This is a genomic window from Chthonomonas calidirosea T49 (assembly GCF_000427095.1).
Lineage (GTDB): Bacteria > Armatimonadota > Chthonomonadetes > Chthonomonadales > Chthonomonadaceae > Chthonomonas > Chthonomonas calidirosea.
On record NC_021487.1, the window covers coordinates 2063099 to 2078371 of the forward strand.

Here is a 15273-nt window from a genome sequence, read left to right on the forward strand (position 1 = left end):
CATGCCGCCCTCTCCTAGGACAGGGAAGTTAGTCACACGAAACTTAGTTTTCGGCAAGAGAACGCAGGTAGGCCAGAAGCAGCCGAAGGAGCTCATCGGGGGCCTGGCAATGCATGATCTCGTAGCCATGAGAGTTTTCCACAGGCAAGCCCAACGTCACCGGCCGCGCTACTAGGCCGTTGGCGGCGCAGCAGGAGGCATCGCTGCCACCACGTGACAAGTACTGCCAATGTGGCTGCTGACCCAGGGTTTGGCAACAGGCCGTAAGCAGCTGGCCGTCTATGGCTTCCATGGCGGCGTAGCTATCGCGCACCCAGATGGTCGGCTGTGCGTTGATAACGAAGTTGGCCTCCGGTGTCTTAGGGCCGATCTCCAGCGCAATGCAGATATCGGCTGGGTGGCGTTGGAGGTAAAAACGCGCGCCCTCCCCACCTACCTCCTCCGAGGTGGTGGCCAGAAACGTGAGAGGGCCGAGGTTCAGCAGAGGTTGCTGTGCAAGCGCTTCCAAAGCCAAAAGCCATACGGCGAGGTCAGCCCGATCGTCCAAAAAATAGGCTGCGATGTGGTTGCCGAACTTTGTAATAGTGCGTCGTGAGGGGTCTAGAACGGCGCGCAATCCCGGCCGCACGCCCATCGCTTCAAGCTCGGCGGGCGAAAGGCCGGTGAAGAGACAAACCTTCTCCCACTCCAGCGGGCCTTTGCGTGCCTGATGGGCGACGCTGGCCTCATGTTCGGTGTGCACGGAGCCGAAAGAGAGAATCGTCGGCAGCGGCCCTGTGGGAGTTAGCACCTGAATAGGTGCCTCACCCCATTTCCATGGATAGATGCCCCCACACGGCGCCACCTTCAGCGTCCCATCCTCCTCAATGCGGGTTACCATCAGCGCGATCTCATCCATGTGGGCAGTAACTACCACCGATGGACGTGTCGGATCGCCAGGCAGCGTTACCACCAGGTTGCCTTTTGAGTCGGTCTGGAGATGGTAGCCGAAGCAGGTGAGGTGTGCTTTCAAAAACTCACGCACAGGCTCCTCTTGCCCCGGAGGGCCGGGAAGGGCTACCAGTTCGCGAATAAGCGATAACGCCTTGGTGTCGGCCATGGGTTAAAAGCTCCGCACAAGGTGCTCCCCGCAGCGATACGCGAGGGCCATAATGGTAAGCACAGGGTTGAAGCCGCCATTGGTGACATGCAAGGAGGCATCTATGACGAAGAGATTATCGAAATCATGTACGCGTCCCCATGGGTCGGTAACCGAGGTTTTCGGATCGTGCCCCATGCGACAGGTACCAGCTTGGTGTTGTCCAGCGCTTAGGTGATAACCTGGCGGGTCACCCCACACCTTTATGGCCCCGCTGGCCAGTAGCCACTCTTTGGCGCGTCCCCACATGTAGTGCGCGGTGCGCACCGTTTCGGGATGGGCTACCCCCTCGAAGCGCCCCACCGGCAGGCCATAACGATCGCGTACATCGGGGTCGAGTGTCACACGGCAGTTCGGGTTTGGAATCTCGTGTACAGGGCCCATCACATGGAGAGTACGCCGATAGTTCTCTCGCATCCAACGCTTGTTTTCCAACCCGCGGCGAGGGAGGTCGGGTGGCAGGGCGTTTTTCCAAAAGATGATAGGGAGCTTGATGAACTCGTTGGCCAACATGCCACCTCCAACGATGCCGGGGTTATGGTGGTTGAATTGGCAAGTGGCAATGCAGACACCTGGGCCGATACCGTCGTAAACCGGCTCCTCCATAAGCCCAAAAGCCCCCGGATAGTAGTGTCCTTGAAGATTACGCCCCACAAGGTCATATCGGTTGCCAAGGCCGTTTGGGTGATGAGGGGAGGCGGAGAGCAGAAGCAGACGAGCCGACTCGATGGCCCCAGCCGATACCACAACGCGTTTGGCGGTGACCGTGTGGCGTTCCAGCCGGCCGTTCTCTTCTAGAATGTAAGAGACGCCTGTCACGTTGCCGCGTCCATCCGTCTCGATGCGCTCAGCCACAGCACGGGTTTTTAGGGTGCAAAGGCCGGTGGCCAGAGCACGGGGCAGCAGGGTATTATGTGTGCCGTTTTTTGCATTGGAGGGGCAATCGAACCCAACGCAGTGCTGGCACTGCACGCAGGCAGGCCTTCCGTTGTAGGGCACGCTGTTGATGAGCAACGGCGGGGTGCAGGTTTTCCATCCTAAGGCCTGCGCCCCACGCGCCAAAACCTGGCCGGAGCGGGTAAGGGGCATCGGTGGCATCGGGTAGCTTTTCCTGCGAGGCACCGGAGGAGCATGAGCCTCGGAATCGCTACAGACGCCCAGCTCCCATTCAGCGCGTTCGTAGTAAGGCTCAAGGTCGTTGTAGGAGAGAGGCCAGTCGGCCAGCGAGCTGCCCTCAGGCACACCGTAGAGACTGGCCATACGAAAATCCTCTTCCATAAAGCGCCAGGCTTGGGCACCGTAAACGCGCGTTCCTCCGCCCACACAGGCCGCATTGTTCTGATAGCCCCCCTCATGAGGACGCACCAGGTAGCGTTCTCCAAACAGCCCTGTCGCTACTCTCGGATGACCATCGCTATCAGGCCCGGCGTTATGGCCATACTGCGAAAGTCGTTGATTGCGCAGATGGTCACGTCCGATCTGGCCTGTATCGAGGTTGGGACCTCGTTCAAGCAAAAGCACTTGCTTGCCGGCCTCAGCCAGCAGACAGGCCACGATCGCACCGGCTGCACCCGCTCCAATTACTACCGCGTCATAATCTGGCATAGCTGTTCTTCTATTCAAGGATTCGCCCTAACGCTCGTTATCTCCTGCTTGAAGTTTGGAGTGTATCATGGCTCAAAGGGGGCCTCAGCAATACCCAAGCAGGGAAACGCGCGGCGACGGCGAATAGTATTGAAAAACACATCTATTCGGAGAAGAACTTATGTCCTTAACCAAAAGAGCGTTGGGCCGCACCGGTCTACAGGTCACGGTATTGGGGTATGGAGCCATGGAGATTCGTGGGCCCCGCATCTGGGGCGGTCGCCCCGTGACCGAACAGCAGGCCGAGACCATTCTTAATGCAGTGCTCGACGCGGGCATCAACTTTATTGACACAGCAAACGACTACGGCCGTAGTGAGGAGTTCATCGGGAAATACCTCTCTAAACGGCGCAGCGAGTTCTACATCGCCACCAAATGCGGCTGCAAGGTAACCTATCGGGATGAGAACACGGACGACACTCCTCATGAGTGGACTCGTGAAAACCTGTTTCGAGGCCTGCACGAAAGCCTTCAACGCCTTAAGACCGACTATATAGACATCATGCAGCTTCACAACCCTACCGTGGAACAGTGCCAACAGGGCGATCTGGTCAACGTTTTAAAGGAGATGCAGCAGCAGGGTAAGGTGCGCTGGATTGGGTGCTCCTCCACATTGCCGCACATCCGCACCTATATCGAGTGGAATGTTTTTGACGTTTTTCAGATTCCTTACTCGGCTTTGGAGCGTGCGCATGAGAACGTGATCACGGAGGCCGCGCAAAAAGGAGCCGGCATCATCGATCGCGGTGGCGTGGCACGCGGAGAGCCAGGGGCTGGTTTGGGCAACCCCGACCGATGGAAAACCTTTGAGGCCGCCAAACTCGACGAACTACGCGGGGAGGGCGAATCGCGAACGGCTTTTCTACTTCGGTTTCTCCTTGCGCACCCGCACATTCATACCACTATTGTCGGTACTCTTAATCCCGACCACCTGCGAGAGAATGTAGCCGCTGCCGAAAAAGGCCCTCTACCGCCTGAAATCTACGAGGAGGCAAAACGACGCCTCGATGCTGTCGGAGAGCAGCCTCAGTAGCTGCTGGAGGAAAGGTCTATGACAAGCGATGTGACACCTCTCTTTAATGCGCTTCAATGGCACACCCTCTGCGCACTGGCCGACACGATCATTCCAGCCGACGATTATCCGAGCGCTATCGAGGCTGGTGTCGATCACTACCTAAAAAGAATCTTCTCTACCGATCTCAGAGGGCAGCTTGCTACCTATCGGCTCTGCCTCGATCTGCTGAATGAGGAGACCGACATGCTTTATGGAGCCTCCTTCCCCAATCTCTCCGTAGAACAACGCGAAGAGTTGCTCGCGCGCCTTGAAGGGGGTCAGCACGCGCTCACCTGGCCCCTTCACCCTAGATATTTCCTCCATCGCCTCTATCACCTCGTAGCTGAGGGCTACTACAGCGACCCGGGCAATGGAGGCAATCGTGGCGCCATCTCGTGGAAAATGATCGGCTTCGAAGTAACAGCCTAATGAACCGCCAAGAGGGAATAGCAAACTACTCTCCGTTCGCCATTCGCCAGAAAAACGAAATCGTTCCCTCTAAGGGTATTATAAAGCCGTTTGAAAGAGATTTTCTTTGTAGCGAGAAGAGAAACCAATGACGCGCTCCCCTGTTCGATTTTTTCAAGCCATCGCTTTGTTCATGTTTGCCATAGGGCTGGCCGGTTGCAGAAATCCCGCGGCCGCTCCGCACACATCGGAGGCGACAAGCGGTTCGTCTCCCTCTGCATCCGCGCACTACACGCTCAACCTTCCGGAGCCACCGGAGCCAGCTATCGCCATTCCCTCCAGCCCTGCCAAACGGCCCTATCGCATTGCGGTTAGCTTGCTTACCCGTGACGATGACTTCTACATCACCCTCGAAAAAGGACTTCGAGAGGAGGCGGCTAAAGAGGGCGTGCAACTCACGGTGGAATCGGGCGATAAAGACCTAAACAAACAGATCAACCAGGTGCAGAACTTTGTTGCCCAAAAGTACGACGCTATTATCCTGTGTCCAGTGGATAGCCAAGGCGTGATCTCCGCGGTAACCCTCGCCAATAATGCGCACATCCCCGTCTTCACTGCCGACATCACCAGCAACGGCGGCAAGATCGTCTCTTACATAGCTTCCGACAATGTGCAGGGTGGACGGCTTGTTGGAGAGTATGCAGCAAAGAACCTCTTGCATGGAAAAGGGGAGGTGGCCATTCTCGATCTCTCCACGGTGACCTCTGTGCAGGATCGGGTAAGAGGCTTTAAACAGGCCATTGCGCAGTATCCGGGGATCCGGATCGTGGCCGACCAGGATGTTCCCGGCGCCAAACGCGAAAATGCGCTGCCGGTGGCTACCGATATCCTTACAGCGCATCCGCACATCAATCTGATCTTTGGCATCAACGATCCGGTGGCCTTGGGGGCGCTTTCCGCCTTGCAGCAGCTCAACAACAAAGCGGTGATGGTTGTGGGTTTCGATGCTGGACCGGAAGCACAAAACTATATCGCCTCTGGCAGCCAATTGAAAGCCGAAGCCATACAATACCCGCACCTCATCGGCAAAACCGCCATAGATGCGGTCGTCAAAGTGCTCAACGGCGGAACGGTGCCCCCAAAAATCGCCATTCCTACCGGTCTTGTAACTCAGGCCAGCTTCATAAAGAAATAGGTTTTCGCCATGCAGCCTCTTTCTGTGCCTAAGTCACGCAAAGAGAAGACCCCCTCTTCCCTTAGCTGGAAGCTTGCCTTTTTTGGGGTTAACCCCGGCGTTATGCTGGGTTTTGTGCTGCTGGTTATTGCGCTCTGGGCTACAACACCCAGCTTTCGTCAGGTCTCTACCCTTCAAAATCTATTGCAGCAGGTCTCCCTTAACGTTATCATCTCTGTGGGAATGACGTTTGTTATCATTACAGCGGGTATAGACCTCTCGGTAGGCTCGGTGCAAGGGCTAGTGGGCACCGTTACGGCTTTGGTGCTTATGGCCCCGCCCCTCGTGGCCCGTTTCGGAAGCGGTGTGATGGTGTTGGCCGTTTTGGCAGGGACCGGCGCTGGAATTCTCATCGGGCTTCTCAACGGTCTTCTCGTGGCCTTCCTCAACATCCAACCCTTCATCGCTACACTGGCCACCATGTGGATATTGCGAGGCCTGGCCGAAGTGCTTACTAATGGCTCTCCTGTTGGCACCGCCATGCCCGGCACCCCACTCGCCTCGTTGCGCAACAACATCCTGGAACATCAGTTCACCATGCTCGGTATGGGCTATGTAGGCCCGCTACCCCTTTCCGCTTTAGTCGCGCTGATCACGGTCGTTGTTGGACATATTATCCTTAGCAAAACTCGTTTTGGACGACAGGTCTATGCGCTCGGCGGGAACTTGGAGGCCACACGTCTCTCCGGCATCAACGTGAAACGAATTCTGTTGGTCGTCTACCTATTGTCAGGACTTCTGTCCGGCATTGCAGCCATCTTATTGATGTCCAAACTGGTCAGCGGTCAACCTACAGCTGGTTCGGGCTTCGAGCTTTATAGCATTGCGGCGGTGGTGCTGGGCGGCACCAGCCTTTTTGGTGGGCAAGGCTCGGTCATCGGAAGCGTGATCGGGGCGCTCATCATCGGCATCATCGGCATGGGTCTTGACCTGCACGGCGTTAGCTCGTTCTGGCAACAGGTGGTTATGGGGGTACTTATCCTCTTGGCGGTGCTTCTCGACCAGGTTACCCGCAAAGCGTCGTATCGCTAATCCATTTCCAAGCTAAGCACAGGGGGGGTGGCGTTTATGAGCTTAAGCATCGGGGTGGTGGGTTTGGGTAGCTTTGGCAGTCTATTTGCCGAACTGTTCTGCTGTCACCCAGCGGTTTCGCGGGTAGCCTTATGTGATCGCGAGCCCGATCGTATCGCTCGTCTTGCCAAACAACCTCTTTTTCAAAAGAAGTTTCGTGCGCAGGATGGGTTCACAAGCTTCGAAGCGCTTTGCAACAGCGAGGTAGAGGCCGTCGCCATCTTCACGCAGCCCTGGCTTCACGCCCCACAGGCCATTTACGCCATGCAGCGAGGCAAGCACGTCTACAGTGCCGTGCCGCTTATCTCCGTTCCCTCCGGCGACGAGATATTAGAGTGGTGCGAACGCCTCATCACCACCTGTCGGCAAACCGATATGAGCTACATGCTTGGAGAGACCACCTATTTCCATCCTGGAGCGATGTTCTGTAGGCGCCAGGCGGCAAAGGGAGCATTCGGCACGTTCATCTATGCGGAAGGCGAATATCTTCACAGCTTCGATAGTCCAGGCTGTGATCTTCGAGCGGTCATGGCCCATCGCTTGGCGAGTCAGGCCGGTAAGGAGTGGCTTCAACAGTTAGAAAGGTACCGACAACAAGGCGCACAGGATAGCCCAATGCACTATCCTACCCACTCTACTTCTGGACCTATCAGCGTTATGCGCGCCTATGCCGTTAAAGTAAGTGCTTGGGGCACGCCATCCAGCGATTCCTACTTTCGCGAGGGACTGACTCCCTTTAGCAACGTGACAGCCCTATTTAACATGAGCAACGGAGCCACCCTGCGCATCTGTGAACACCGTCACTGCAGCGTTCTACGCGAGACCTTCCGCATCTATGGCACCGATGGCTCCTATGAAAACGGCATTTGGTATGCGAAAGAGAGAGCACAACCTCTTACCGCGGAGGAGATGCGCGATCCCCTACCCACAGAAGTTTGGAACACCTATGTGGAGGGATGTTCTGTATCCGAGGCCTACTTGGGACATGAGGGCTCCCACGGCTATTTGGTACACGAGTTCGTGTCGGCCCTGGAGCAGGGGCGCCGCCCTTCGATCCATGCTTGGGAGGCGGTGCGCTATACAGCGCCCGGGGTTATCGCCCATAAATCCGCCTTACGAGACGGAGAGGTGCTCTCCGTCCCCGATTGGGGGGATCCGCCTTAGCATATAGGGATCGACAGCTCGCTTGCATCGGCATGAAGCTTCTCTGACAGTCGGTCTATCGGTGTATCCCCTTATAAGTCTAGCATGCCCTTGTTTGAAGTGTCGCGCTAAACCCATCTCTCCCTTTCCTCCATTTGCTAGAGAGGCGATCCGTAGGTTTATTTATCTGAAGAGCACTTCGGTGGTCCTCTTTTCGCTAAACCTTTCAAATCGCCAGTCGCTTGGAGTGAGACAATCTTTGCCATTAAAACACAAGAGAATTAATAAAGGGGGCATAGAACGCTTTTTTCTATCTTTGAATGGAGGCCATGCAACTACGGAAAACTTTTTCGCTTCCGAATCGTCTAATAAAGTAGAAACGCATCTTCTAGCGCATTTTTACACCGAACCGCTATGAGCTGCGGAGGGAGAGCAGAAATGAAAAGAACGGAGTGCCTACTTACCACTACCCTCCTTGGGATCGGCATCGCTTTTGGTATGCCGGTGGCGAAGGCGCAAAAAATCATACCGCCGCCAAATGGAAATAAAAATTCCTATGTGTACACGCCGGTGCCCTTCAACGGCTATTGGACGCCGACCACGGGTTTCTTCTTGCCTTGGGCTGTGCCTTTCGGAGGCTACTACAACTATCCCAACTTCTACTTCCAGGGCTATCCGTATCAAGGGACTCCTGGGGCGCCCTATCAGGGTTTCGGCAGACAAAGAGGGAACTTTCAGGGGCGCAACGGTAACTTTAGGCTGCGAGCCCAGGCCGGCTTTGCGATGTTCCAGAATATTATGAGCCAGCTACCTCAGCAAGGGCCGCTGTTCCTTGACCCCACGCGCTCGAATGAAGCCCTTCTACTACGACGCGATGACGTGCGCCATGAGCTGCTGCTCAGCGGCGATCAGCAAAACCAGTTGAACCAGCTTATCATAGGCGTTCAGCGCGATACGTTTACCCAAGTCGCCAACGCATGGCGCCAAAACATCCAGCAGAACCGGCAGAACCTTCGTGACATGACCCCAGAGGAGCGGAGAGCCTTCTTCCAGCAGCAGGGTCAACAAATGGAGACTACGGTAGCCAAAATAACCGATCAGGAGGATGCTAAGCTTGAGGCCGTTCTTGATAACTGGCAAAAGAACCGCCTTCATCAGCTCGACCTCCAATGGAGAACTGCAATGGCGTTGTCGGACGATAAGGTGGCCGATAAGCTGAATCTCACGCCGGACCAACGTGCGGCCATTAAAAAGATTGCCAACGACTTTCGCCAGCTGCAGAGGCAAACGTTGATGGCTCTCTTCCAACCCAACAACACGAATGAGGTAGCGGCGAACGGGGCCGTGCCGGGTCAGCAGCCGTCCACTCCAGGTCCTCAGGGGCCGCCTCGTTTTGATCCGGCTCAACTGCAACAGATCATGGCCACACTGTCCGATCGTGCTAAGCAAGCCGAAGCAAAAATGTATAAGGCACGTATCGAATATGGTAACAAGGCGCTTGCCGTTCTTACCCCCGAGCAGCGCGCGCAGTGGCAAACTTTGTTGGGCAAACCCTTCTATTTTAACCCGAACACCCTGGACGACGTCGCCCTTGCCCAACAGCAACAGTAGGGGTTGTAGGGGCAGGTGCCGAGCCTGCCCCTACATCCACATTTGAATCTACCTCCACAACATTGCCATTTGAACCTACCTCTACATCTGCCCTTGACCTACGTCTACCTTGAAACCTACCCCTATAGTACGCGTACGGAACCCTTTTCCCTGGCCTCCTGTTTAAAAACCGAAAAAGAAGGAATCGCACCCTGAAACGGTGTAGAGTTCCAATGAATAAAAAGTATTTCGAACCGAAGGAGCGATGTCATGACGTTGAAAGTGGCCGTGATTGGGGCTGGAGGCATCGGAGCGCGGCATGGACAGGTCTATATGCGTCACCCAGATGCCGAGCTGCTAGGCTATTGCGATATAGATGCGGCTCGTGCCGATCGCCTCGCTGCACGCGATGGCGTAAAAAGTTGGCACAGCGTTAAAGAGATGCTGGCGGATGTGGGCGACAAGCTGCAGGCCGTATCGGTCTGTACGGCCGGCCCAGAGAACGGCGGGCATCACTACGAGCCGACCATGCAGTGTTTCGAGGCTGGCCTGCATGTGCTTTGCGAGAAACCCATCAGCAACAACATCCATCACGCACGGGAAATGGTGGAGACAGCGCGTAAAAAAGGACTCTATTTTGGAATCAATCTGAATCACCGCTTTACGCCGCCGGCAGCTAAGGCCAAGGAGTGGGTACAGAGCGGAAAATTGGGACACCTCCTCCTCATGAATATGACCATGTGGATAGATAACCCCAATGAAAGCTCGCCATGGTTCCATATTCGGGCGCTTCATCCCCACTCGCTCGATATTATGCGATACTATTGTGGGCCAGTGCGAAAAGTCCATGCCTTCTTCAATCGCGCGCCGAAGTCGGACGGGCCTGGCGGCAAGCGGGTATGCTGGTCGAACGTTCAGGTAAATTTGCTGTTCGAAAACGATGTGGTAGGGCACCTTACTGGCTCTTACGATGCCAACCCCGCCCATAACCTGGAGCGATGCGAGGTGATGGGTACGGAGGGACGCTTTGTTCTGGAAAACCTTTATGAGGAGCTAACGTTTTATCCTCGTCGTAGCCCAGAACTGACGGTTATCCGCAATAGCATTATGGGCGGCATGACCGGGTTCGACCAGACGTTCGATCGACGCATAGGACGCTGGATAGAGCAGGTAAACGCAGGGGTGCCTCGTGATCAGATCGAGGCGAGCGGCGAAGACGGTTTGGCCGTGCAAGAGATCATCGAGGCCGCCATTCAAAGCTGGGAAAACAACTGTGTGGTGGATGTGGAGAGGGGGTAACCCGTTGGCACCATGCGCATTGTGACCTCCGAGCAGATGCGGGAATACGACCGCTACGTTATCGAGCAGGTAGGCCTTCCTGGCGCAGTGCTTATGGAGAACGCGGGTGCCGCCGTTGCCCAGGTCATCGCACAAACCCATGGAGCTTTAGCAGGTGCTCCTGTTGCGCTGTTTTGCGGCGGAGGGAATAACGGCGGCGACGGCTTTGTGGTGGCGCGACGGCTAGCGCTTTTGGGCGCACATCCTACCGTCTACCTCTTTGGTAAGGAAGAGAGCCTGAAGGCAGATGCCGCTACGCATCTTCAGGTGCTGCGACGTATGGGCCTGCCCGTGGTGGCTGGCGCCGACCCCCATCAGCTGGTCATCGATCCGAACACCGCGTTAGCAGTAGATGCCCTGTTGGGAACCGGAAGTAAAGGAGCACCTCGCGAACCGATTCGTGGGGCCATCGTCACAATGAATCGGCTCGCATGCCCCATCTACGCGGTGGATATCCCCTCCGGCATCGACTCGGATACGGGCGCCGTGCCAGCAGAGGCCGTGCGCGCGACTCACACCATTACCCTGGCCTGCCCCAAAATGGGGCTTTTCCTTTTTCCTGCGGCCGACTACGTGGGGCAGCTTCATGTGAGCGATATTGGTTTCTGCTGGGACGCGCTCGAGTTGCCCTCCACCGGCAGGCTCTTCTCCCCTCAAACCTCCTCAGTAGCTGCTACCATATGCGGGCCTCGACATCCCAATGCCAATAAGGGCCACTTTGGCCACGTGGCGGTGCTCGCCGGTTCCCAAGGCATGGTAGGGGCTCCGGCTTTGGTTGCAAGAGCGGCTCAACGAGCTGGGGCGGGGCTTGTAACCGTGCTGACACCCCGCTGCATTCAGCCGGTGCTGGCCGCTAAACTCGATGAGCAGATGACGCTGCCGCTTGCCGATGGGGAGGGCGCTCTTAACGAAGAGGCCCTGCCCGACATTCTCCGTTTTGCCCCAAAAGCCACTCTTTTCTGCATCGGCCCTGGCCTCACTACACACCCCCAAACCGTTGCCCTGGTGCAGCATCTGCTGGGCGTGCTTCACAAACCCATCGTGCTCGATGCCGATGGGTTGAACGCCCTCGCCCAAAACCCTGAGTGCTTGCGAGATCGCCCCGAAGAGGCTCCCCCCTTATTCTTACCCCACACCCAGGGGAGGCTGCTCGACTTTTAGGAACAACAACGCAGGAGATCGAGTCCGACCGTGTAGGAGCGGTCAAGTTGCTGGCCTCTCGTTTTCGCGCGATAGCGTTGCTAAAAGGGCGCTATACGCTCATTGCTACCCCTGATGGCACGCTATTCGTAAATACTACAGGGAACCCGGGCATGGCTACAGGTGGCAGTGGCGATAGCCTAACAGGCATTTTAGGGGGTATATTAGCTCAAGTCCTTGCGCAAGAACGCAATAAAACCGATATAAGAGATAGAATGGATGTTCTAGTCGAAGCCGTGGCGCTAGCCACCTATCTGCACGGGCGAGCGGGAGACCTGGCCTGCCAAACCCTAGGTGAGGCGGCACTGACGGCAGGCGATATCATTCACCATCTGCCCATGGCGTTTGACAAACTGCTCGTGGAACCGAGTCCGTGTAGCTTGCACTTGCAGACGAGACGTCTGCACGAGGAGACGGCCGTGTAGCCTGCACCTGTAGACGGGACGTCTGCACTCCCAGGAGATGGTGTTTGACAACGGCTCGTTGAACCGAGTCCGTGCACTACGGAATTCTTTTAGGAGGCATCGAAGTGGTCTTTAGCCCTGACCTCCCTCATCTCTGCGATCAGGAGGCTTGGTTGAGAAGAGCGATTCCCAGGGGAACTGAGGCGGTTTGTGCTCGTGCAACCGTGGCGATTCTAGGAAGCTTGTTGTTCTGCAGCCTTGCGGCGTACGCTCAAAAGCCTGTCACCTCCTCTCCATCGGCCCCTTCTACATCGTCTAAGCCGGCGGCTCCCGTTCAGCCCACGATCCAGATTCAACGGCAAGTGAGCGGAGATCTGCTTTATCGCTTTCTTCTCCCTAACGGTATCCCCACAGCGCCTGTACCCCTGCCAACCCCCACCGATGCCAGCCAGACCGTAGCTGTTACGCTACCTGCAAACTTGCCCCAAAATGCAGTTTTAGAGATCATTGATCGCACCACTGGTAGAGTGGCGCATTTGCCGGTCAAAACCAAAGGGGTCACCGCCCTCACAGACGCCGATTTCACCCTTGTGCAAACGGTGATGGTGCCTGTTCAGGTGGAGGGTAAGGGAGGCCTCACCGATGCGATCGTTACCCTTACCAGCGCCGACGGAAAATATAAGGCGAGTTGGCTACTGAAGGCAGCAGATAAAGGTGTCGCTCAGTTTACTAACGTTCCCATGGGTGTGGCCCTCACCGTTACGGTAAAGAACGACGATGACCCTCCTATCAGCCAAACCCAAACGCTGCCAACGAATCCGCCCGCAGAGGGCTATCATTGGCCAACGATCACCGTCACTTGGCCGGATGCCCATAGTGTCCCCTTGCCGGCTGCTCCTACCACACCAGCGGCACCAACCACATCTCCTCCCAGCGTCACACCACCGCCGACGTCGAACCCGATAAGCGACATCGTTTCGACCCTTATTGGGCTTGCCATCATCGGGGGAATAGGCTATGGGATTGTTTGGGCCTATAAGCAGGGCCATCTGAGGCGCTTTTTTGAGGGAATCGGCATGCATATTCCCGAATCCCAGACTCAGCCAGACCTACAACCTTTTAAGAAGCCGGAGCAACCTCCTCTTCCGCCGATCACCGAAGGAACCGCCGACCCCCTTGCCGGACTTAGCGGTGTGGCCGGCTCTCCTCTCAACGTGGGAAGTCGGCCGCGCCTAGTGGGCACTATCGGCGTCTACGCGGGGCAAATGTTCGAACTGCAGGGCTCGCAGGTGGATATCGGCCGCGAGCCTTCTAACACGGTGGTTCTCTCGCAGGATAGCAACGTATCACGGCGTCATGCCAGTATTCAAAACCAGGGTGGGCAGTTCGTCATTGTGGATAACGGCTCCTCTAACGGAACGTTTGTCAATGGGGCTCGCATTCCCCCGCAAACCCCTCATCCACTCCGCCCCGGTGATGAGATTCAGGTGGGTATGACGCGCTTTCGCTTTGAGACATAAGGATCTAACGCCATGCGTTCACGTATCATCGTATGTACGCTTGCCGGTTTGGTAGGTGGTTTGGTCGGAGCGCTCCTTCAAGAGGCCCTTATCCACTACCAGGTAATCCGCGGGATATCTGGTGACTGTTTGCCGGTTCCTCCCACTCCGGGGCAGGTGAGGCTTCTAGCCTTTTGCGTAGGCGGGCTTCCGGGCATGCTTTTGGGAACCGCCGATGGGGTTGTTGAAGGGAACTCCCGTAAACTCTTGCGAGGCATCGTTGTCGGGCTGATAGGTGGCTTCCTGTTGGGCTACATAGGTATGATGTTTGGCAATATGCTGTACAACCTGCTTGGCGGCCCGGCAGATATGAGCTCCCGCCTGGGCTTAGGAAGCTTTCTCCATGAGGTCATCGCGCGAGCTTTTGGGTGGTCGCTGCTGGGTGCGGGCATTGGGACCGGTGCCGCCATCAGCACGCTACACCCAAAGCGGATTGGGCGTGGAGCGTTAGGAGGCTTTCTTGGTGGATTTATCGGCGGCTTTGTCTTCGATCTTGTTGCGGTGACGGCTGCGCCTCTTCAGGCCCCGCTTAAATCGGGCGCTTGCTACGAAGCGGGTGGGTTAAGTAGAATCATTGGGTTTACAGCCATCGCTACCTGTACTGGCCTTTTGGTGGGCATTGTGGAAGAGCTTTTGAAAGAGGCCTGGGTGCGTGTGCTGGTGGGTCGTAATGAAGGACGCGATTTCTCTTTAGAGAGGCCGGTAAACATCTTAGGACGCGACGAGCGCTGTGACGTGCCTCTTTACGGCGACCCAAGTGTTGGCATTCAGCATGCCGCTATTTGCAAAGAGGATAATCGGCACGTTTTGGTGGATGCGGGTACGCCCACAGGCACGGTGGTGAATGGCCAACCCGTGCCTCCGAACGGAAAAGTGGTGTTGCGCGACGGCGATATGATTCAGATTGGAATGCACCGCATCCTCTTTCGAGAACGCGCTACCGCCTCCAAAGTGCGGCCGATCGGAGTGGAGACACCGCGCAGCGCCGCTGGCAATCCGCTCTCGCCTATGCCATCGCATCTTTGCCCCTACTGTGGCGCGCCTAAAGATGCGGCCGGTAATTGCCGATGTACGGTGACGCCCTCAGCACCCATGCCCGTAACAGACCCACTAGGAGGCATGGCTTATGGCAGCAGCCTAGGGGCCTCCGCTCCGACGGCAGGGGTAGGGACGATTTTAGGTCGGCTTGTAGGAATAGAGGGGCCTATCGCTGGGCAGATCATACCGCTAGAGAAACCAAATATCACTATAGGACGTGAGGCCGGTAGAGACATTGTGATCGCCAACGACCCCACCGTTTCGCGCACTCATGCGGAATTAAGCTACGTGAACGGAGTTTGGATGGTAAGAGATAACAACTCCTCCAACGGCACGTTCGTCAACGGGATGCGCATCAGCATTCAGGAGCTGCACCCAGGAGACATCGTGCAGTTCGGTTCGAGCCGTTTTCGCTTCGAGTAAAGAAAGTGTTACACCGAAAACCGTTGCAC

At 56.4% G+C, this 15273-nt stretch carries 13 protein-coding genes; 11 read left to right on the forward strand and 2 right to left on the reverse strand.

Annotation, left to right across the window (positions count from 1 at the left end):
- Window positions 1–43 precede the first annotated feature (43 nt).
- Window positions 44–1099, reverse strand: a complete 1056-nt coding sequence (locus tag CCALI_RS08570; RefSeq protein WP_016483082.1) for a M42 family metallopeptidase — start codon at window positions 1097–1099, stop codon at window positions 44–46.
- 3 nt (window positions 1100–1102) lie between these two features.
- The gene (locus tag CCALI_RS08575; RefSeq protein WP_016483083.1) at window positions 1103–2743 is read right to left on the reverse strand and encodes a GMC family oxidoreductase; all 1641 of its coding nucleotides are present in this window, start codon (window positions 2741–2743) and stop codon (window positions 1103–1105) included.
- 160 nt (window positions 2744–2903) lie between these two features.
- Between CCALI_RS08575 and CCALI_RS08580 the strand changes: the two genes are divergently transcribed.
- The 11 genes from CCALI_RS08580 (at window position 2904) to CCALI_RS08625 (ending at window position 15244) form a co-directional block, all read left to right on the forward strand.
- Window positions 2904–3815, forward strand: coding sequence for an aldo/keto reductase (locus CCALI_RS08580; RefSeq protein WP_016483084.1), 912 nt, complete (start codon window positions 2904–2906; stop codon window positions 3813–3815).
- A gap of 18 nt (window positions 3816–3833) precedes the next feature.
- Window positions 3834–4265, forward strand: a complete 432-nt coding sequence (locus CCALI_RS08585) for a gluconate 2-dehydrogenase subunit 3 family protein (RefSeq protein ID WP_044949044.1) — start codon at window positions 3834–3836, stop codon at window positions 4263–4265.
- Window positions 4266–4392: 127 nt separating this feature from the next.
- Window positions 4393–5439, forward strand: a complete 1047-nt coding sequence (locus CCALI_RS08590; protein ID WP_016483086.1) for a substrate-binding domain-containing protein — start codon at window positions 4393–4395, stop codon at window positions 5437–5439.
- Window positions 5440–5448: 9 nt separating this feature from the next.
- On the forward strand, window positions 5449–6510 hold the full coding sequence (locus CCALI_RS08595; protein ID WP_016483087.1) for an ABC transporter permease: 1062 nt from the start codon (window positions 5449–5451) through the stop codon (window positions 6508–6510).
- Window positions 6511–6546: 36 nt separating this feature from the next.
- Window positions 6547–7713, forward strand: a complete 1167-nt coding sequence (locus tag CCALI_RS08600) for a Gfo/Idh/MocA family protein (protein WP_016483088.1) — start codon at window positions 6547–6549, stop codon at window positions 7711–7713.
- A 417-nt stretch (window positions 7714–8130) separates the two neighbouring features.
- Window positions 8131–9303 carry a Spy/CpxP family protein refolding chaperone gene (locus CCALI_RS08605; RefSeq protein ID WP_016483089.1) on the forward strand — a complete coding sequence of 391 codons (1173 nt, stop codon included), beginning with the start codon at window positions 8131–8133 and terminating at the stop codon, window positions 9301–9303.
- Between the two features lie 249 nt (window positions 9304–9552).
- Window positions 9553–10581, forward strand: coding sequence for a Gfo/Idh/MocA family protein (locus CCALI_RS08610; protein ID WP_016483090.1), 1029 nt, complete (start codon window positions 9553–9555; stop codon window positions 10579–10581).
- 12 nt (window positions 10582–10593) lie between these two features.
- Entirely contained in the window at window positions 10594–11781 is a 1188-nt protein-coding gene (locus CCALI_RS08615) for an NAD(P)H-hydrate epimerase (protein WP_052572364.1), read from the forward strand.
- The gene (locus CCALI_RS16755; RefSeq protein ID WP_081648342.1) at window positions 11706–12245 is read left to right on the forward strand and encodes an ADP-dependent NAD(P)H-hydrate dehydratase; all 540 of its coding nucleotides are present in this window, start codon (window positions 11706–11708) and stop codon (window positions 12243–12245) included. The genes CCALI_RS08615 and CCALI_RS16755 overlap by 76 nt, the downstream gene beginning before the upstream one ends.
- A gap of 104 nt (window positions 12246–12349) precedes the next feature.
- The gene (locus CCALI_RS15170) at window positions 12350–13744 is read left to right on the forward strand and encodes an FHA domain-containing protein (RefSeq protein WP_016483091.1); all 1395 of its coding nucleotides are present in this window, start codon (window positions 12350–12352) and stop codon (window positions 13742–13744) included.
- 12 nt (window positions 13745–13756) lie between these two features.
- On the forward strand, window positions 13757–15244 hold the full coding sequence (locus tag CCALI_RS08625) for an FHA domain-containing protein (RefSeq protein ID WP_016483092.1): 1488 nt from the start codon (window positions 13757–13759) through the stop codon (window positions 15242–15244).
- Window positions 15245–15273 lie beyond the last annotated feature (29 nt).